Genomic DNA, 18,882 nt, shown 5'->3' with positions numbered 1-18,882 from the left:
TCGATCACTTCTCCCTGGCCTGCCGGCCGAGCTGGAGCGAGTGCCAGCCCGGGGTCAGCTGAAGATCCTGGTCGTGTACCTGTCCGGTCCGGTCGCGCCACCGCAGGTGCGCCCGCACCGGCCCGGTGACGTTCGGGCCCAGCCCGATGTGCACGTCGCTGCTGCGCTTGCCGGAGTGGCCGCTGCCGCCGTCGACCCGGCCGATGAGCCTGCGCCCGTCCGGGGTCGTCACGGTGACCTGCGCGCCGGTCACCGGTGAGCCGGGGGCCGGCAGCGTCCCCGCGGCCTTCGTGGCCCCCGCGGCCGGCGCGGCCTCGCGGGTCAGCCGCAGTCCGAGGAAGGCGCCGGGGGCCGGGCTCCGGTTGTGGTAGAAGACCGGCTCGGCCCACTGCCTGGCGACCGCGAAGTCGATCCGGCCGTCGCCGTCGGCGTCACCGGTGGCGATCCCCCGGGTGGGCACCGGTACGGCCAGGCCGAGCCGCCCGGCCAGGTCGACGTACCGGCCGTCGCTCCCCTTGACGAAGAAGTGCAGCGCCTGGGTTCCCGCGATGTCGTCGCCGGCCCGCAGGTTCGGCCACCAGTAGGGGTTCTGCAGCAGCTGGTCGTTGGCCGTGGCCAGCTCCTGCAGCTGCGGCCACCGGTCGACCTCGCCCTTGACGAACCCGGTGGCCTGGACGATCGCGGGGACGCCGCTGTTGTCGAAGTCGTCTATCTTGACGTCCCACCCCCACCCGGACCAGGCGGTGCCCACCTGGGCGCTGCGGTCCTCCCAGGGCGCCTCGCCCTCGCGCAGCCTCGCGCGCAGGTCGGCCTGGTCCCTGGCCGTGGACATGAACTGGAAGTTGCTCTCCTCGATGCCGAACGACGTGGTGATGTTGCTGACGAACATGTCGTAGACGCCGTCGCCGTCGAGGTCGCCGAAGTCGACGCCCATGCCCTTGAAGGAGTCGTGGCCGACCGTCTTGGACTTGGGGATCAGCGGCGTGCGCACGCCCTCCACGAGGGAGAGCCTGATGTGTCCCGGCGTGGACCGGTTGTAGAACATCCGGTCGGGACCGAAGTCGTTGCCGAGGTACAGCTCGGGGAGCTGGTCGCCGTCGAGGTCGGTGGCGGCGGCGGCGAGCTCCCAGCCCTTCGACGCGACCCTGGGCAGGACGTCGTCGAGCCTCTGGTAGGTGACCGAGGGCCGGGGGCCGGCGGTGGCCGAGGCCCAGCGGAAGAAGTAGTCCTCACCGCCGTTGTGCGCGTTGGACATCGAGTGGTTCATGTGCACGACGCCGCCGCCACGGGAGTCGAGCACCGGGCTCTCGGGGAAGTAGTTGCCGATGAAGACGTCGTCGTGCCCGTCCCCGTCGAAGTCGGCGACGGTGGCGGCGTTGGTGTTCCACCGCGGCCCGGTGTAGGTGCCGCCGACGGCGTTCGCGCCCGGAACCAGCTCGGTCGCCTGGTAGGCGGCGGCGTTGAGCCCGTCGGCCTCGGCCCTGGCGAGGTAGAGGATCGGCGTGCGACCCCACAGGTAGACGAGCAGGTCCAGGCGGCCGTCCTCGTTGAGGTCGGCCGGGACGCAGCCCATGGGCGCGATGTGGTCGTTCATGGGCAGCGCGCCGGTCTCCAGCGCGAACGGCGCGTATCGGTCCGCGCGCCCGCCGGGTGCCGGGGTGACCACGACCCGGTCGATGCGCGGGTCGACGAGGCACAGGTCGTTGGAGAGACCGTCGCCGTCGAGGTCGTTCATCGCGATCGCCGCCCCGACCGAGGAGATCCACGCGTCGATGTGCTCGTAGTCCGGGTTCACCTTGCGGATCCCCTGCTGCCGGAAACCTCCCGGCAGCGCGACGGACATCGGCGCGAACGCGTACCTGCTCGCCAGAAGGCTCGTCTCGGCGGCCGAGGGCGACGGCAGACGGGCCACCAGGAATGTGCTCACGATCAGCACGAGAGCGACGATTCCCGGTAACTGCCTGCGCAGCAGGCCAACTGTCGCGGTCACGTCCTAACACCTCCCAAGGGATACGAACTCGTCGGCGATACGCCGCCGCCACACCTCGTAGGCCGGCACATCACCCTGGACGGGCTGTTCGGGGCGGGCCTTCTCACTGATCCGTGCCGCCTGCTCCGGCGTCATGTCGCAGAACACCCGGGTGACGGCCAGCGTGTGCGGCACCACCAGCCCGGCCCGCAGCCGGGCCTCGGCCGCGAACGCGCAGCCCTGGGCGACCTGGGGGCGGTACCGGCCGGCGCGCTGCCAGAAGGCCAGCAGTTCCTCCTCGTCGGCGCCACCCGCGTAGCCGGCGGCCAGCCCGGCACCGGCGTACAGGTCGGCCCGGCGGGACTCGGGGAATTTCTCGATCATCGTGGCGACGAGGCCGGCGTCGGTGCCGCCGACGAACCACATGGCCCGCCCGACGCCCTGGTCGACGGCCCGGTTGGCGTACCACTGGAAGCGGTCGGCCGTCCACGGGAAGCGCGGGTCCTGGAACTGGGCGCGCACGTAACGATCGGTGCGGAAGTATGCCTGGTGGAAGCCGTACCCGTCGAGCACGAGCCAGCGCAGCAGCGGGTCGGACGCGGAGAGCTCGGGCCATCGCAACCTCGGCAGCCGGGCCATCGCCCAGCCGATCCCGACGTAGACCATGTAGACGTGGTCGTCACCCCGGCCCGCGAGGAATCCGGCGACCTTTCCGCCGCCGAACGGCAACGCGTCGAGGACGGCGAAGCCCATCCCCGCCCCCTCGTAGGCGAAACCGCGATATCGCGTCGGAATTGTTTCCAGACGCGCCTCGGCCTCGGCGGGAGAGCGCGCCTCGGCCGCGTAGGCGTAGCCGGTGAGAAATGTTTCCCCGATTGTTTCCAGCAATTTCACGGCGACCGGGTTTTTCTCATTGAAACCGCGCGTCCCGAGTTTAGTGGCCGAGACACTCGGTGTCAGAACACGGCGCCTCAGCGCCCTCCAGACATTGGCCACCTGGTGTCTCACGCCCCTCGTCGAATAGATCCTTCTTCTTAATATGATCTCTTGACAAACCTACACAAGCAGCCCAACCCGCTGTCTACTTCAAACGTGCTCACGCGAATCCACAGAAAACTTTCCGAAAAAGGAGAAGGCTATTTCCGGTACGGCCGGGGCGGTCGGGACGTCAGCCGGGAAGGCGGCCGATCACCGGGAGGAAGTGCGCGCGCACCGCGCGGCGCCACAGCTCGTACGGCGGGACCGCGTCCGAACCCCCGGTGTCGACGGCGGTGGCGTCGGCGAGCGCGACGGCGGCCTCGACGGACAGGTCCGCCAGGGCCGCCGCCGCGGTCTCGGTGTGCGGCGGCACGAACCCGGCGTGGTCACGGGCCTTCGTCGCGAACACCACGCCCTGGGCGAGCTCGGGCCGGTGGACTCCGGCCTCCCGGCGCAGCGCGGCCAGGGCCGCCGGGTCGCAGCCGCCGGCGAACGCCGCCGCCAGCCCCACCCCGCTCCACAGGTCCGCCCGCCGGTGGTCGGCGAAACGCGCCACCGCGGTGGCGACGTCGGCCACCTGGGCGCCGTGGATGAACCACAGCGCCCGGCCGACGCCCTGGTCCAGTGCCCGGGGGAAGTAGCCGGGCGAGCCCTCCCAGGGATAGGGCGCGGGCACCCTCTGCTCCTCGACCCAGCGCCGGGTGTCGAAGTAGGCGCGGTCGAAGCCGTACCCGTCGACCGCCAGCCAGCTCATGACCGGGTAGTACGCCGACCCGCTCAGATCGGGGACCACCTTTTTCCACAGCGGCCGGGGCAGCCGCGCCATGGCGAAGCCGACGCCGATGTAGGTGAGGAAGATGTGCGGCCGTCCCGGACCCAGCATCAGGTCCCGGGTGCGGCCGCCCCGGCCGCCGCCCATCGCGTCGAGGACGGTGAACGCCATCGTCGCGCCCTCGTAGGCGAAGCCGCGGAGTTCGGGGTCCACCATGGCGAGCCGCCGTTCGACCTCCCACCGGTCGCGCGCGTTGATGCCCCACTCGAACCCGCAGACCACCGCCTGGGGGATCGCCTCAAGCCGCTGGGTGGCCTCCGACCGCGTGACCGGGAAGCCTCGTTTTTCGAAGGTCACCTTGGCCAGGGACGGCGCCAGCAGGAGACTGCGCAGCGAGCCGAGAATGGTCGGCATGGCCCCCTCCCCGCCTCCGGCCGGCGGCAGCCGTCCGCCACCGGCATGACCACTTCATGGTTGTTCGCCGGCCGGCCGGGCGCATCTCCTGGAGTGCGGTGCCGGTCGCGGCCCCGGCACTTCGCCGCCGCCCCGATCCGGGCGGCGGAGCCGATCCTCCAACGCCGCAATCCAGGAGATGTGCCGGGGAGCGGGGGCATGTCAGGGTCGGGCGGTGAGGATCGGCGGCCGACCGGACCCGGCCGGCGGCCACGGGAGGGGATATACCGGCCGACCGCCGATTCCCGCTGCCGCCGGGGCTCGGGGAAGGCGCCCGCTGCCGGTCACGTCGGGAAGCCGTCGAGAACAGGCCGGAAACAGCGGACCGGCGCCGCGGCCGGAGGGCCCCGTCTGGATGTCACGGCCGTCGAAATGACAGCAACCCGCCAACGCTCGCCAATCTTCGCGGAAGGAAACACAATGTCCAGTGACAATGTGTCGGCGATCCTCGCCGACGACGAGGCCGCGATACAGAACGTTCCCGAGCGTATCGTCGCGGCGTGGGCCGTAAACGACGCCGACGCGTTCGCCGCGATGTTCGCCGAGGACGGAAGCCTCATCCTTCCCGGCGACGTCTATCTGAGGGGCCGCGAGGAGGTCCGCTCGTTCATGGCGAAGGCGTTCGCCGGCCCCTACCGGGGAACCCGGGTCTCCGGAAAGCCCCTCGCGCTCAAACCGCTGGGCCCCGACACCGCCCTGCTGATCACGCAGGGCGGCATACTGGCGCCGGGCGAGACCGAGGTCTCGCCCGAACGCGCCATCCGGGCGAGCTGGGTGCTCATCCGGCGGGAACAGGACTGGCTCATCACGGCCTACCAGAACACCCCCGTCGGCGCCGGCTGACCGCCCGCCGGCCGGACTCTCCGGCCGGTCCACACCACCGGGGCGTCTCCCCCGAGCAGCACGGTCGTGCCGAGAACGGCTCCGCCGATGGAGTCGTCCCGGCCGATGAGGGCGTCTCCATCGGCACGTTGGACGGCAGCGGCATCACCACGAGATCGCAGGGGTTGAGCTGGGCGGGGTCGCGTCTTCCCACGGCCCGCGGCGGGACGATCACCGCCAGGTGGACCGGTACGGTGCGCGGGGTCTTTTCCGGCAGAGAAATGTCACTGATCACAAGGTGATGCCACATCGGTTCGGGGTAGAGAGACGGGAAAGAGCCGAAACATCGGCGCCGCACCGGATTCTCCGGCCCCGCATGGCCGCAGCACACCCTCGCAGGACATACCTTGAAGTGCACAGGTGTTTGCCCTGCCGGCTTCATGAAGGGTGTGATCGCCGTGACGGCCTCCGCTGAGGACAACGTGCTGATCTTGGCCGACGAGGATGATGACATCCCCAGCGCTCTGGCGGCGGCCGCTGGAGCGACCACCGACCCGGTCAAGGACTACCTCAAGCAGATCGGTAAGGTCCCCCTGCTCAACGCCCAGCAGGAGGTCGAGATCGCCCAGCGCATCGAGGCGGGGCTGTTCGCCCAGGAGCGGTTGAGCGTCGAGAACGACCGCCTGCCCATCGACGTCCGCGCCGAGCTGGAGTGGATCGCCGAGGACGGCCATCGGGCCAAGAACCACCTGCTGGAGGCCAACCTCCGCCTGGTGGTCTCGCTGGCCAAGCGCTACACCGGCCGGGGCATGCTCTTCCTGGACCTGATCCAGGAGGGCAATCTGGGCCTGATCCGCGCGGTCGAGAAGTTCGACTACACCAAGGGGTTCAAGTTCTCCACCTACGCCACCTGGTGGATCAAACAGGCGATCACCCGGGCCATGGCCGACCAGGCGCGGACCATCCGCATCCCGGTCCACATGGTCGAGGTGATCAACAAGCTGGCCCGCCTGCACCGGCAGATGGTCTCCGACCTCGGCCGCGAGCCCACCCCCGACGAGCTGGCGACCGCGCTGGAGATGACCCCCGAGAAGGTCGTCGAGATCCAGAAGTACGGACGCGAGCCGATCTCGCTGCACAGCCCGCTCGGCACCGAGGGCGACAGCGAGTTCGGCGACCTCATCGAGGACTCCGAGGCGATCACCCCGGACGACGCGGTGGTCTTCAGCCTCCTGCAGGAGCAGCTGCGCGCGGTCCTGGCGGGGCTCTCCGAGCGGGAGGCCGGGGTGATGTCGATGCGCTTCGGGCTCATCGACGGCCAGCCGAAGACGCTGGACGAGATCGGCAAGGTGTACGGGGTGACGCGCGAGCGCATCCGGCAGATCGAGGCCAAGACGATGACCAAGCTGCGCCACCCGTCCCGCTCCCAGGCCCTGCGCGACTACCTGAGCTGACGGCGGCGCATCTCCCCTCGAAGGTCCCGGCGACCGGCTCCCCTTGAGGGTTCCCCGGCGCCGGTGCGGCGACCGCCCGTCTCAGACGGTGAGGCCGTCGAACGCGACCTGGAGGTGGCGCGGGCCGCGCAGCACCGGATTGCGCCGGTAGGGCGGCGGGTCGTCCACGAGCCGGGGGTCACCGAGCCGCCGGGCGATCTCGGCCAGGGCGATCTGCGCCTCCAGCCGGGCCAGCGGCGCGCCGAAGCAGTAGTGGACACCGCTGCCGAAGCCCAGATGCTGGTTGTCCCGGCGTTCGGGGTCGAACCTGTCCGGATCGGGGAAGCGGCGGGGGTCCCGGTTGCCTGAGGCCACGACGAGCCAGATCGGCGCCCCCTTGGGGATGGTGGTGCCGCCGATGTCGATGTCGGTGAGAGCGGTGCGCTGGGGTATCAGTTGCACCGGGGGCTCGTAGCGCAGCAGCTCCTCGACAAGCGGTACGGCCAGGCCGGGCTCCTCCCGCAGCCGCTTGAGGACATCGGGATGACGGAGCAGGGTCAGCATTCCGTTGGCGATGAGGTTGACGGTGGTCTCGTGGCCGGCGATGAGGAGCAGGATGGCGGTGGTGACCAGTTCGACCGGAGACAGCCGCTCGGCGGGGCCGTGACCGGCGGCCATCGCCGAGAGCATGTCGTCACCGGGGGCGCGGCGGCGTTCCTCGATGAGCCCGGCCAGATAGCGGCCCAGCTCCAGCCGGGCCTGCTGGGCCGCGCGCTGCCGCGCGCCGGCCTCCTCGGCGGGTTCGGTTTCGAGACCGGCGACGACCGCGTCGGCCCAGACGTGAAAGCGCGCCTCGTCCTGGTGGGGCACCCCCAGCAGCTTGCAGATCACCATCACCGGGAAGGGGTAGGCGAGGTCGTCGACGATATCGGCCTGGCCCCTGCCCTGGAAGTCGTCGATCAGGCCGGAGACCATCCGGGTGAGCTCCGCGCGCATGTCGTGGATCCGCCTGGGGGTGTGCGGCGGCCCGAACGACCGCATCGCCAGGCCGCGCAGCCGGTCGTGCTCGGGTGGATCGAGCCCGATGAAGCTGGGGGGCAGGATCGTGTCCTCCTCCGGCTCCGCGAGCGGGCCGCACGCCGCCTGTGGAGCGCGGCTGCGCATGTCGGAGCTGACCCGCGGATCCTGAAGCAGACCGGCGATCTCCCAGTAGGTGCTGACCGTGTACACGCCGTTCTCCTGACGTGCCACTGGTGTCTTGCGGAGCTCCGCGTAGAGCGGGTACGGGTTGGCACGGCTCGCGTAGTCGGTGATCTGCCGCAGCAGGGTGGCTGGCGTCATCGCGGGGTCCTCGAAGGTGTTCGGTCGGGGCGGCCGCCGTCAGGCGCGGGCCGGGGTGAAACTGAGCCGCCGCTCGCTGGGCGAGTAACCGCTCAGCGTCACGGTGGGTCCGTGGGTGGGCAGGGAGGGGTCGGGGAAGTCGGCCGGAACCGGCCGCATCCCCTCCGGCCGTCTGTCGACGTTGGTGAAGACGGGCGGGAAGGGCGCCGCCGACTCGATCAGCACCCGGTAGAAGTCCAGCCACCTGGCCTGGTCGAAGGCGACGGCGGCGATGAAACGGCCCTGGGAGCCGTAGGCCGCGACGAAGCGGTGCTCGGCGAGCGCGCCCTGGGTGACGACGAGCTCGTCGCCCAGGGGCGGAACACCGACCGACTTGATGTTGACCCCGAACTGGGCGGACCAGAAGGCCGGAACCCACAGGTGCGGGCGGCGGTCGAGCCCGGAGCTGATCATGTTGTGGGCCGCGACCTCGGCCTGCGCGACCGCGTTCCCCCAGTGTTCCAGGGAGAGGAACTGATATCCGAAGAGCGGGTGAGGGGATCGGGCGACGTCCCCGGCGACGAAGACGTCGTCGGTGACGATGCCGTGGACGTCGAAGGCCCGGCATCCGGCGTCGCAGGCGATGCCCCTGGGGCCGGCCGCCAGTCCGGAGCCGGCGAGCCACTCGGTGTTGCGTATCGCGCCGAGCCCGATCACCGCCACGTCGACGTCGAGTACGGCTCCGTCGGACAGGTGGGCACGCCTGAGCCTCCCGGCCATGTCGCCTTCGAGCGACGTCACCGTGATGCCACAGCGCAGGTCCACGCCGTGACCGCGCTGCAACTCCGCCGCGATCGCGCCGACCACTCCGCCGAGCGCTCCCGCCAGGGGGGCGGGCCCGCGTTCGGCGACCGTGACCTCCAGGCCCCGCTCACGGCAGGCTGAGGCGATCTCGGAGCCGGTGAAGCCCGCGCCGACGACGAGCACCCTGCGGGGCCCGGCGGACAGCCGCCGGGTGAGCCGGGCAGCGTCGTCGCGGGTACGCAGGACGAAGACCCCGTCCAGGGCGGCCTCGGTCTCCCTGAACCAGGGCCGGGCACGGGCGCCGGTGGCGATCAGCAGCCGGTCGAACTCGACCTCCTCGCCGTCCGCCAGCCGCACCCGTCTCTCGGCCAGGTCCAGCCCGGTGGCGGCCACGCCCAGCCGCCACCGGGCGTCGATCGCCCGGCGCCGGGGCAGCGCGGTGTCGTCGGCCGATATCCGGCCCAGCAGGACCTGTTTGGACAGCGGCGGCCGGTCGTAAGGATCGTGCCGCTCGTCCCCGATCACGGTCAGCGACCCGGTGAAGCCTCCCTCGCGCAGCGCCTCGGCAGCCCGCAGACCCGCCAGGGAGGCGCCGACGACGACGGCGCGCCCGTGGCGCCTGAACTCCTGCGCGGCTCCGTCAGCGGCCACGGGCGAGTTCCCCGGCGGTGACCTGCGGGTCGGGCAGGCCGACGGTGATGGCCTGCACCGGGCAGGCGGCGACGGCCCTCATGACCTGCTCGTACTGGATCTCTTCGGCTCGGGGCGCGTACAGCAGGGCCTCCGCGCCGTGCATGGTGAAGACGTCCGGTGCCAGGAAGGCGCACTGCGCGTATCCCTGGCACCGGTTGAGATCGACGACAAGCCTCACGAGGACGCTGTCCCTTCAACGGGTACGGCCATCAGGTGCTGCTCAGCCTAGGCCGGTGACCAGGGAAAACATCATCCGGAATCGCCGTGTTGCGGCTTTTGGCGCTATCTTTGCCGACCCTCTCCACCCGCTCAGCGGGTCGGCGTGGCCGGGTGGGTGCCGGTGGGAGTGCTCCGGGGAGTGCCCCGGTGGGTGCCGGACGGGGTGCTCCGGGGCGAGGGCGAACCGCCGGTGCCGCTCCGGGCCTGCTGCAGCATCTCCAGGTGTCCCTGCACGATGGGCTTGGCCGTCGTGGCGAGGTTCTTCACCTCGGCGGACGACCCGCCCTGCAACTCCTTGCCGATGTTGACGAGGGATTGGCGGTGACCGGCGACCTGCGCCCTCAGCCACGCGGCGTCGAAGGCCGCCCCGCTCAGCTTCGACAGCCTGCTGAGCGTGTCGGCCTGCTTCGGGCCCGGCCTGTCCGGCAGCGGCACCCCGGCCGTCCGGGCCACCCGCTGTACGCTCGCGTCCAGCTTGGTGTGGTCGACGACCAGTCTCCGGGCGATGGTCCGGATGCTCTGGTTGTTCGTCTTCTGCTCGGCGAGCTTGGCCGCCTGGATCTCGGCCAGGTTGGACCGGTGCGCCTGGGCCAGAAACTGCTTGTCCTGCTGGTTGAGCGCCGGTTGAGCGAGTACGCCGCTGACACTGCCGCCCAGTACGACCACCGCGACGGCCAGCAGGACGATGATCCTGCGAATCATTGAAACCTCCGTCGATCAGTTCTTGCCGGGAACTAGCACCTTCTTCCCATATGCGCTGATATTTACCGAAATAGAAGCATTTATTGGTAAATGCTAACAAAAGCTCTATAGAGAAGAGTCAGCCCCGGCCCCGGCCCGTGCGAAGCGCGCCCCTCCCCTCCCTGCCCGCCTGCCCGCCTGCCCGCCTGCCCGCCTGCCCGCCCGAGCATGGACGACCTCCGCGTCGGCCGCCCGTAATTTGCACCTAGTTCTCGCGCTTAACCGCTCACAGACGGAATCCATGCCACCCGGCAGGATCGGCTCACGTCACGTTGGTAAGTTTTTCCGGGATGGCGGTAAACCCCGCCATCCGCCGCCACGTCGGTTTGACATACGCCATACCGCAACAGCCCACCTGATTCCCGATATCAAATGATCTGTCGGAAATAAGAGCAATGCCTCCAGTGACCGAAAGAGCGCCGTCCGTGAGAGAGCGGGGGTGTCCCCGGACGCCGCGAGCCCGCCGTCCGCCTCGACCGGCGCGCGTTTGATCACCCCCGCCCGGATCAGGGGAATACCCCCTCTCTCCGTGGACGCGGTCTGACATCGGATCGAAGAGAAAGTGCGAACGTGAAGCGACTCCAGGCGAGGTCACGATTCAGCCCGGCGGCGAGGATCCTCGACCCGCTCGTCATCGGCCACGTGCCGACACCGCGTCCGGCTCCCGACACGATCCCGGACGTGACCGGGAAACGGCCGGACAGCGAGCTGGACGGCGCCGACCTGCCGGGACTGGCCGTCCGGGCGGGCTCGGTCAGGGGAGAAGCCCACCGCCACCGTGGAGCGCCACGCCAGGACGCGATGGGCATGTGGCAGATCGACGGCTCCCGGCTCCTCACATGCGTCGCCGGAGGCACGGGGGGCGGAGAGCTGTCGCATGTCGGCTCGGCGGAGGCGTGCTCGGCCGCGTACGGCAACCTGGCCGACCTCCTGGACCACGTCGAGCACGGGACCCCACCGGCCTACTTCTTCGAGGACGTCGCCGACGACCTCCATCGGCGGGCCGAGCGTGACCGGGTATCGGTGGACGCCCTCCGCACCACCCTCCTGGCCTCGGTCATCGACATCGGCGCGCGCCGGGCCCACGTGACGCGGGTCGGCGACGGTACGGCGATGCTTCTGCGCCGGGGCCGCTGGACGCCGTGTTTCGCCGAGGAGCCCGGCTCGCCGGCGCCCGGCACGCTCCCCCGGGACGCCGGCCGGGCGCAGACCGCCGCGGTGGACCTCCAGCAGGGCGACATGCTGCTCCTCTGCACGGGCGGCCTGGCCAGGCCGATGCGCGGTGAACAGGTCAGCGACCAGATGTCGGCCTGGTGGGCGCAGCCGGCCGCGCCCTCCCTGCCGGAGTTCTACTGGCAGCTCAGCTTCCGGGCCGAGTCCCACGACGGCGACCGCACCGCGATCTGCGGCTGGATGCTCTGAGACAGCCCGCGCGGCCCTCGCCCGAGCGGAACACCCTCCACCCGGGCGGGCCTGAGTTTCCCGCGCCTCCCGCGTTTCACGGGTCTCCCGGACCCATCGCGTTTTACGGGCCTCCCGGGCCTCCCGGGCTTACGGGCTTCCCGCGTTTACGAACTTTTAGCGGGGGCCGGGATGGTCCTCCCCCGCGGGCGGCGATCCAGGCTCCTGCCCGCATCCCCGTTCCCGCCCCGGCTCCCACTCCTACTCCGGCGTGGCCTCCGGCCCTGGCTCCGGGCCCGGTTCGCCGTACTCGGCGACGTCGAGAGGCTCGTGCTCCTCGGGCCAGTCGGCCGGATCAAGCAGATGCCGCACAACGGGGTTGTCGAAGAGCGAGGTGAACGCGCCGATCACCCCCTCTCCCAGCGGGCGGAACACCTCGACCACGGCGTGGGTGTGCGCGCCGACCCCCTGCAGCAGCTCCTCCATGACGTGCGGCAGGGGTGGCGCGGGCAGTGCGAGCCGTGATCTGGGCGGCGACTTCTCCGGTGGTGCCCAGCGCATGGAGTCCTCGCTCATGGCGAGCCACTCGTCGACGACTCCGTCGATGGCGTCGAGCACGTGATCGGGATCGTTCGGCATATCGTCTCCCTCCATGGTCGGGATTCGACAACACGACGTTACCGCGCCGTGCCCCGGGGAGGACAGGGCATCCGCGCCCATCGGCGGTCACCGGCGCGGCACAGCCGGTCCCGTCCCCCGGCTACCGCCGTGGCCAGGAGGGGGCGGAGTTTCGGGACTGACGCAGGAGCCTGTCGAGGCGGATCGGCAGGTCGCGGACCCGGATGCCGGTGGCGTGGTGCACCGCGTTGGCGATGGCCGCCGCGGTGCCGACGATGCCGATCTCCCCGATGCCCTTGGACCCCATCGGGTTGAGGTGCGGGTCGTCCTCCTCGATCCAGGCCGCCTCGACGTCGCGCACGTCCGCGCAGGTCGCGATGTGGTACTGGGCGAAGTCGTGGTTGAGGTAGTCGCCGAACTCGCGGTCCATGACGCTCTCCTCCAGCAGAGCCGTCGACAGGCCCATGGTCATGCCACCGATGAACTGCGAGCGCGCGGTCTTCGGGTTGACGATCCGCCCGGCGGCGAACACGCCGAGTAGCCGCAGCACCCGCGTCTCCCCGCTGCCGGGGTCCACGGCGACCTCGGCGAACTGGGCGCCGAAGGCGTGCCGGGCGAAGAGCGGCTGCGCGTCGATCTCCTCGGTGGTGTCGGCGTCCGCCTCCAGGCCGTCCGCGGGCGGGTCGCCGCCCCGCCGGTCGAGTTCGTCCGCCAGCGCCTCGCAGGCCCGGACCACGGCCGTACCCCACGAGGCGGTGCCCATCGAGCCGCCCGCCAGCGAGGCGGTGGGCAACGCGCTGTCGCCGATCTCCACCCGGACCCGGTCCGGCGAGGTGCGCAGCGTGTCGGCGGCTATCTGGGTGAGCACGGTCCGGGCACCGGTGCCGATGTCGGCGGCGGCGATCCGTACGGTGAACGTGCCGTCGGGCTCGCAGCGGGCCGTCGCCCGGGAGGGACGGCGGTAGACCGGGTAGGTGGAGGCCGCCACTCCGGTCCCCAGCAGCAGGCCGTCCCGGCGCCGGATCCCCGGCGCCGGGTCGCGACCGGCCCAGCCGAACCGCCGGGCTCCCTCGCGCAGGCAGGCGACCAGGCCCCGGGAGCTGAACGGCAGACCGCTCTCCGGGTCGGTGACGGGCTCGTTGCGGATCCGCAGCTCGATCGGGTCGATCCCGCACGCGAGGGCCAGCTCGTCCATCGCCGACTCCAGCGCGAACATGCCGGGGGCCTCGCCCGGGGCGCGCATCCAGGCCGGGGTGGGCACGTCGAGCCGGACCAGCCGGTGGGTGGTCCGGCGGTGGGGCGCGGCGTACATCATCCGGGTGGGCGTGGTGGTCTGCTCGGCGAACTCCCGGATCCTGGAGCTCTGCTCGAAGGCGTCGTGCACGATCGCGGTCAGCCGGCCGTCGATGTCCGCGCCGAGCCGTACCCGCTGGATCGTCGGCGTGCGATAGCCGGTCACCGCGAACATCTGCTGCCGGGTCACCGCGAGCTTGACCGGGCGGCCGACGTGCTTGGCCGCGAGCGCGGCGAGCACCACCGGCGACAGAGGGGCGCCCTTGGAGCCGAAGCCGCCGCCCACGTGCGGGGAGATCACCCGGACGTTGCCCGGCGGCAGGCCGAAGAGCGGCGCGACGGTGTCCCTGACCGCCGAGGCGCCCTGGGTGGAGTCGTAGAGCGTCAGGCCGTCACCGTCCCACAGCGCGACCGTGGCGTGCGGTTCCATCGGGTTGTTGTGCTCGGCGGGCGTGGTGTAGGTCTCGTCCACCACGATCCGGGCCTCGGCGAGTGCGGCGTCCGGGTCGCCCCGCTCGGTGTCCGGCGGATAGTTGGGGTTGACCCGGTCCGGCCGGTACATGTCCGGATGGTCGGCGCGCAACTCGACGTCGTGCGGCTCGGCGTCGTACTCCACCCGCAGCAGTCTGGCCGCCTCCCCGGCGCCCTCCGGCGTCTCGGCCACCACGACCGCGACGTACTGGCCCCGGTAGGCCACCCGGCGGGACTGGAGCACATCCAGTTCGGCGTTCTCGGCGGGGGCCAGCCTGGGCGCGTTGCCGTACCAGATGGCGGCGATCACGCCGGGGAGCACGACCGCGGCGTCCACGCCGACCACGCGGATCTCACCGCGGGCGACGACGGCCTGCACCGGCACGGCGTAGAGCAGCTCGTCGGGGGAGTGCTCGAAGGCGTATCCGGCCCGGCCCGTCACCTTCTCCAGGCCCTCGACCCGGTCCAGCGCCGAGCCGACGTACGGCCTGGCCGTGGTGGTCACGATGCCTCCGCGAGATCGACGAGGGTGCGGATCAGCACGTTGCGGGCCAGGGGCACCTTGAACCCGTTCTCCGGCAGTGGCCTCGCCTGGGCCAGTTCGGCGTCCACGGCCTCGGCGAACGACGCCTCGGTGGCCGCCGAGCCGCGCAGCGCGGCCTCGGCCGACTCCGCCCGCCACGGCGCGTGGGCGACACCGCCCAGCGCGATCCGGCAGTCCCGCACGACACCGTCGGCCACGTCGAGCGCCGCCGCCACCGACACCACCGCGAACGCGAACGACGCCCGGTCTCGGACCTTGCGGTAGCGCGAGCGGGTCGCGAACGGCAGCGCGGGCACCTCGACCAGGGTGATCAGGTCGTCCGGTTCGAGCACGGTGTCGCGTTCCGGCTCGGTGCCCGGGAGCCGGTGCAGTCCGGGCATCGGCACGGTGCGCGGGCCGCCCCTGCCCTCCACGTGGACGATCGCGCCGAGCGCGGCCAGCGCGACGGCCATGTCGGACGGGTGGGTGGCCACGCAGTCGCCGGAGTGACCGAGGACGGCGAGGTTGCGGTGGTCGCCCTCGCGGGCCGGGCAGCCGGTGCCGGGCAGCCGCTTGTTGCAGGGCTTGGACACATCCTGGAAGTAGGAGCAGCGGGTGCGCTGCAGCAGGTTGCCGCCGACCGTGGCCATGTTGCGGATCTGGCCCGAGGCTCCGGCCAGGACGGCCTGGGCGAGCATCGGGTGGCGCCGCCGTACGAGGGGGTCGGCGGCCAGGTCGCCGTTGCGCACGCCCGCGCCGATCAGCAGGGCGCCGTCCGGTCCCTCCTCGACCGTGCCGGAGGAGATCCGGGTGACGTCCACCAGGGTCTCGGGCAGGGCGACGCCCAGGCGCATCAGGTCCACCAGGTTCGTGCCGCCTCCGAGGTACATGGCGTTGGGCCGCTCGCGGGACGCGGTCACCGCCGACCGCGCGTCGGTGGCCCGCAGGTAGGCGAAGGGTCTCATGGGGCCACCTCCCGGATGGCCTCGACGATGTTGACGTAGGCGCCGCAGCGGCACAGGTTGCCGCTCATCCGCTCGCGGATCTCCTCGTCGCCGAGGCGGATTGCCCCGCCGGGCCGGCTCCCGGCGTCGGAGCGGATCCCGGCGTCGGGTCCCGGTCCGGGCTCGCCGCCGAGGCGGGGCTCACCGGCGGATCGGGGTTCGCCGACGCCAGGGGTGATCGCGCTCGGGGTGACCGCGCTCGGCCATCCGGCCGCCGCCTCGGCCAGCATGCCGACCGCCGAGCAGAGCTGCCCCGGGGTGCAGTATCCGCACTGGAAGGCGTCGTGTTCGATGAACGCCGACTGCAGGGGGTGCGGCCCGTCGTCGCCCGCCAGCCCCTCGACCGTGACGATCTCCTTGTCGTCGCAGGTCACCGTCAGCGTCAGGCAGGACTTCACCCGCCTGCCGTCCACCAGCACCGTGCACGCCCCGCACTGCCCGTGGTCGCATCCCTTCTTCGCCCCGGTCAGGTCGAGCCGCTCCCGCAGCGTGTCCAGAAGCGTCTCGCGGGTGTCCACGGTGATCGGATACCGGTCCCGGTTGACCGACAGCCGGAGGTCCACGGTGATCGGGGACGGTGCCGGATCGTCGGGTCGGGTGATGTGCGCTTCACCGTTCACGGGCGCTCTCCTACCCACCCCTTCCCCCTGCCTATCCCCGTGTTCGCAGAGGAGCCCTTGACCGTCCGGCCTCCGCCGGGTGGCGGGAGGTCAGGGAGGAAACCGGGCGGGCGAGGGTGACGGCAGCGGGTGGACGAGGTCGCGGACGAGCTCAGGGAGCCGGGTCGGATCCGGCGGCGAGACGGAGCAGGAGCAGGACGATGTCGTCGCTGCGGTGGCTGGTCTGCTGGGCGTGCCGGATCAGCGCGTCGGCGATCTCCTCCAGGGGCCGGTCACCGGTGCGCGCCAACTCTGCGCCGAGGTCGGCCAGGGCGTCGTCGATGTCGATCCCGGGGGTCTCGATCAGGCCGTCGGTGTAGAGGCCCAGGACGGTACCGGGCGGCAGGGGGACCTCCGTGTGCGGATACTCGGTCTCGTGGTCGATGCCCAGCAGCAGACCACCGGGGACGTCCAGCACCTGTACCTCGCCGTCCGGACGGCGTAGCAGGGGTTGGGGGTGGCCGGCGCGGGCCAGGCACGCCAGGTGGCGGCGCAGGTCGAGCTGGAGATAGACGCAGCTGGCGAAGAGGCCGGGATCCAGGTCGACCAGGAGGTGGTTGGTCCGGGTCAGGATCTCCCCCGCGTCGGCGCCGGCCGTGGCGTAGGCGCGGACCGCGGTACGCACCTGGCCCATGAGGGCCGCGGCGGTGACGTTGTGCCCCTGGACGTCGCCGACGACGGCGGCGACGGTGTCGTCGTCGAGCCGGATGACGTCGTAGAAGTCCCCTCCGATGTCCATGCCCTCGGTGCCCGGCAGGTAGCGGACGGCCGCGGTCAGCCCTGGCAGGTGGGGCAGGGCGTGCGGCAGCAGGCTCGCCTGCAGGCCGTGGGCGAGTTCCAGCTTGGCGTCGTACAGGCGGGCGCGTTCCAGCGCCTGGGCGATCAGGCCGCCGAGCGAGGTCAGTACGGCGCGTTCCTCGACGGTGAAACGGTGTGGCCGGGAGAAGGCGAGGATGCACGTGCCGACGGGCCGCCCGGAGGCGATGAGCGGCAGGAACGCCCAGGCGGCCATTCCGTCGTCCGGGGCGACGGCCGAGGGGTAGAGCTGGTAGAGCTCTTTGTGGGAGCCGAAGAAGCTGGGCACCCCGGTGACCATCGTCCGCACGCTCGGGGTGGGCGAGGTCAGGGGAAGGTGGTCGTACTGCTCCCTGATGTGGGGCGGGTAGCCGCGCTCGTCGACCACGCGCAGCCGCCCGTCCTCGGCCGCCAGCAGGGCCATCGCGTCGCCGCCGAAGGCCGGTACGATCCGCTCGGCGACCAGGTCCGCCACGTCCCGCACGCCGGCGGCCTCGGTGAGCGCGCTGGCCAGGTGGAGGATGTGGTAGAGCGCGCCGACCCGGGTGGGCGTCGCCGGTCCGGCCGCCGGCGCGGGTGCCGGGACGTCCTTGGACTCCACCAGGGCCGGGGTGATGCGCACGGTGATGCCGGAGGTGCTCGGGTAGAGATCGAAGGAGAGCCAGCGGTCCGGTGGCCGCAGCGCCACGAAGGAGGTGGGCTGCTGACTGATCAGCGCCGCGCGGTAGCGATCCTCGTACACCGGGTCGTTCAGCCAGGGCACCGCGGTCCAGGGGTAGGAGCCGACCAGCCGCCAGGCGGGCTCGCCGATCAGCTCGGTCACCTTGGGGGTGACGAAGGTGATACGACCGGTGATGTCCAGGGCGCAGACTCCCTCGGGTAAGCGCGCCGTCACCGCCTGGAGCGCCTCGGCGGGCGCCGGGCTGGGCTCGTGCAGCATGCGCGGTTCGAGCTCCGCCCGTATCCGGTGGCCGACCCTGTCCGCCTCCTCCAGCTCCTTGCCCATGCCGGCGGCGACGGCCGTAAGGCAGTCACGCTCTCCGGGGGAGAGGTACGGGGAGTGCGAGCCGGCCCACAGCACGAACATCCCGCCGTAGACCTCTGCCGCGCCGGCCAGCGGCACCGCGGCCAGCGCGAACTCGTAGGGCAGGGTGAGGGCTGTGCTCGGATAGCGGCGCACCATCTCCTCCTCGCCGCTCACCCACACCAGCCGTCCCTCCCGGACCGTGTCGGTCACCGGAATGGGGGTGCTCAGGCTTACCCGTTCCCACGGCCGGACGAACTCCCTGGGGAGTCCCTTCATCACCGCGAGTTCCAGCACCTGCGTGTCGGGCGTCAGGAGGTAGACCGCACCGGTATGGGCACCGATTTCGTCCAGGGTCCTGACGAGGTCCCTCGCCAGCGCGTCGAGGCCGTTCCACTGGGAACGGCCGTTCAGGGCGGCAGAACTCTCCGGCATCGTCAATGTCTCACCTCCGGCCCGCGATCGCCGGGCCGTCGCACATCCCTGCTTCCGCACGCCGGTCCTTCCGCCTCCGGCTCTGCCCGCGACGTACGGGACCGGCTGGTCCCGGCGCCGATACTCGACACGACAACTTGCACATATATGGACGATACCCTCGCTGAACAGGGGTTTTGGGCAGCTTACACCGCAAGACTGGTGTCTTAATCATGAAATTTGCTGTCTTATGGGGGCGATCTGATGGGGAGATAGTCATGCGAACGGCGTCCACCGGCCTCGTTCATCGGGTCGGCATCCGGCCGTCATCCGGCCGGCGGAGCGTGTGCCGCCGGACGCGGATCCGCGACGGCGGTGGCACCCGGGACACCTGAGGCGCCGGAACGGCGGAGACGCCGGGCACCGGTCTCCGCCCACAGGTATGGTCGAAGTGGAACCGTCGCGTGAAAAGTGCA

Annotated in this window: 14 protein-coding genes and 1 pseudogene; 3 read left to right on the top strand and 12 right to left on the bottom strand. The window is 71.3% G+C overall.

Going from position 1 to position 18,882, the window contains the following annotated elements:
• Positions 1 to 4: 4 nt before the first annotated feature.
• The 3 genes from ABZ194_RS20405 to ABZ194_RS20395 all read right to left on the bottom strand — a co-directional run bounded on the left by ABZ194_RS20405 (position 5) and on the right by ABZ194_RS20395 (position 4,133).
• Positions 5 to 1,990, bottom strand: coding sequence for a CRTAC1 family protein (locus ABZ194_RS20405; protein WP_355598426.1), 1,986 nt, complete (start codon positions 1,988 to 1,990; stop codon positions 5 to 7).
• Positions 1,991 to 1,993: 3 nt separating this feature from the next.
• Complete coding sequence (locus ABZ194_RS20400) at positions 1,994 to 2,965, bottom strand: DUF1702 family protein (RefSeq protein ID WP_355598424.1); 972 nt, start codon at positions 2,963 to 2,965, stop codon at positions 1,994 to 1,996.
• Between the two features lie 172 nt (positions 2,966 to 3,137).
• A complete protein-coding gene (locus tag ABZ194_RS20395; RefSeq protein WP_355598422.1) occupies positions 3,138 to 4,133 on the bottom strand; it encodes a DUF1702 family protein in 996 nt (331 codons plus the stop codon).
• Positions 4,134 to 4,592: 459 nt separating this feature from the next.
• Between ABZ194_RS20395 and ABZ194_RS20390 the strand changes: the two genes are divergently transcribed.
• Together ABZ194_RS20390 and ABZ194_RS20385 are read left to right on the top strand one after the other, a co-directional pair.
• Positions 4,593 to 5,015 carry an SgcJ/EcaC family oxidoreductase gene (locus tag ABZ194_RS20390; RefSeq protein WP_355598420.1) on the top strand — a complete coding sequence of 141 codons (423 nt, stop codon included), beginning with the start codon at positions 4,593 to 4,595 and terminating at the stop codon, positions 5,013 to 5,015.
• 449 nt (positions 5,016 to 5,464) lie between these two features.
• Positions 5,465 to 6,448 (top strand): annotated as a pseudogene (locus ABZ194_RS20385) (RNA polymerase sigma factor); the annotation flags it as partial.
• Positions 6,449 to 6,529: 81 nt separating this feature from the next.
• Here the strand turns inward: ABZ194_RS20385 and ABZ194_RS20380 are convergent.
• From ABZ194_RS20380 to ABZ194_RS20365, 4 genes are all read right to left on the bottom strand, one after another.
• Positions 6,530 to 7,768 carry a cytochrome P450 gene (locus tag ABZ194_RS20380; RefSeq protein ID WP_355598418.1) on the bottom strand — a complete coding sequence of 413 codons (1,239 nt, stop codon included), beginning with the start codon at positions 7,766 to 7,768 and terminating at the stop codon, positions 6,530 to 6,532.
• A 39-nt stretch (positions 7,769 to 7,807) separates the two neighbouring features.
• A complete protein-coding gene (locus ABZ194_RS20375; RefSeq protein WP_355598416.1) occupies positions 7,808 to 9,202 on the bottom strand; it encodes an FAD-dependent oxidoreductase in 1,395 nt (464 codons plus the stop codon).
• On the bottom strand, positions 9,192 to 9,422 hold the full coding sequence (locus ABZ194_RS20370; protein ID WP_355598414.1) for a ferredoxin: 231 nt from the start codon (positions 9,420 to 9,422) through the stop codon (positions 9,192 to 9,194). The genes ABZ194_RS20375 and ABZ194_RS20370 overlap by 11 nt, the downstream gene beginning before the upstream one ends.
• A gap of 131 nt (positions 9,423 to 9,553) precedes the next feature.
• Positions 9,554 to 10,165: a DUF4142 domain-containing protein gene (locus ABZ194_RS20365; RefSeq protein WP_355598412.1), complete on the bottom strand. Its 612-nt coding sequence runs from the start codon at positions 10,163 to 10,165 to the stop codon at positions 9,554 to 9,556.
• Positions 10,166 to 10,774: 609 nt separating this feature from the next.
• Between ABZ194_RS20365 and ABZ194_RS20360 the strand changes: the two genes are divergently transcribed.
• On the top strand, positions 10,775 to 11,626 hold the full coding sequence (locus ABZ194_RS20360) for a protein phosphatase 2C domain-containing protein (protein WP_355598410.1): 852 nt from the start codon (positions 10,775 to 10,777) through the stop codon (positions 11,624 to 11,626).
• Between the two features lie 240 nt (positions 11,627 to 11,866).
• On the opposite strand, the gene ABZ194_RS20355 is transcribed toward ABZ194_RS20360, so the two are convergent.
• The 5 genes from ABZ194_RS20355 to ABZ194_RS20335 form a co-directional block, all read right to left on the bottom strand.
• Positions 11,867 to 12,244 (bottom strand): hypothetical protein, encoded by a 378-nt coding sequence (locus ABZ194_RS20355; RefSeq protein ID WP_355598408.1) that lies wholly within the window; start codon positions 12,242 to 12,244, stop codon positions 11,867 to 11,869.
• A gap of 121 nt (positions 12,245 to 12,365) precedes the next feature.
• Positions 12,366 to 14,492 carry a xanthine dehydrogenase family protein molybdopterin-binding subunit gene (locus ABZ194_RS20350; RefSeq protein ID WP_355598406.1) on the bottom strand — a complete coding sequence of 709 codons (2,127 nt, stop codon included), beginning with the start codon at positions 14,490 to 14,492 and terminating at the stop codon, positions 12,366 to 12,368.
• Complete coding sequence (locus ABZ194_RS20345; RefSeq protein ID WP_355598404.1) at positions 14,489 to 15,475, bottom strand: xanthine dehydrogenase family protein subunit M; 987 nt, start codon at positions 15,473 to 15,475, stop codon at positions 14,489 to 14,491. Before ABZ194_RS20345 ends, ABZ194_RS20350 begins: the two co-directional genes overlap by 4 nt.
• Positions 15,472 to 16,134, bottom strand: a complete 663-nt coding sequence (locus ABZ194_RS20340; protein ID WP_355598402.1) for a 2Fe-2S iron-sulfur cluster-binding protein — start codon at positions 16,132 to 16,134, stop codon at positions 15,472 to 15,474. Before ABZ194_RS20340 ends, ABZ194_RS20345 begins: the two co-directional genes overlap by 4 nt.
• 151 nt (positions 16,135 to 16,285) lie before the next feature.
• Positions 16,286 to 18,427, bottom strand: coding sequence for a SpoIIE family protein phosphatase (locus tag ABZ194_RS20335; RefSeq protein WP_355598400.1), 2,142 nt, complete (start codon positions 18,425 to 18,427; stop codon positions 16,286 to 16,288).
• Between the last annotated feature and the right edge of the window lie 455 nt (positions 18,428 to 18,882).

This window comes from Streptosporangium sp. NPDC006007 (assembly GCF_040614315.1).
Taxonomy (GTDB): Bacteria; Actinomycetota; Actinomycetes; order Streptosporangiales; family Streptosporangiaceae; genus Streptosporangium.
Note: the sequence above shows the minus strand (reverse complement) of the source record. Positions and strands in the feature narration are given on the sequence as shown.

Bases quoted from the DNA above. Each gene is read 5' to 3' on its own strand.
- ABZ194_RS20390 (WP_355598420.1), top strand. From the start codon at position 4,593: ATGTCCAGTGACAATGTGTCGGCGATCCTCGCCGACGACGAGGCCGCG.
- ABZ194_RS20395 (WP_355598422.1), bottom strand. From the start codon at position 4,133: ATGCCGACCATTCTCGGCTCGCTGCGCAGTCTCCTGCTGGCGCCGTCC.
- ABZ194_RS20365 (WP_355598412.1), bottom strand. From the start codon at position 10,165: ATGATTCGCAGGATCATCGTCCTGCTGGCCGTCGCGGTGGTCGTACTG.
- ABZ194_RS20335 (WP_355598400.1), bottom strand. From the start codon at position 18,427: ATGCCGGAGAGTTCTGCCGCCCTGAACGGCCGTTCCCAGTGGAACGGC.
- ABZ194_RS20380 (WP_355598418.1), bottom strand. From the start codon at position 7,768: ATGACGCCAGCCACCCTGCTGCGGCAGATCACCGACTACGCGAGCCGT.
- ABZ194_RS20355 (WP_355598408.1), bottom strand. From the start codon at position 12,244: ATGCCGAACGATCCCGATCACGTGCTCGACGCCATCGACGGAGTCGTC.
- ABZ194_RS20345 (WP_355598404.1), bottom strand. From the start codon at position 15,475: ATGAGACCCTTCGCCTACCTGCGGGCCACCGACGCGCGGTCGGCGGTG.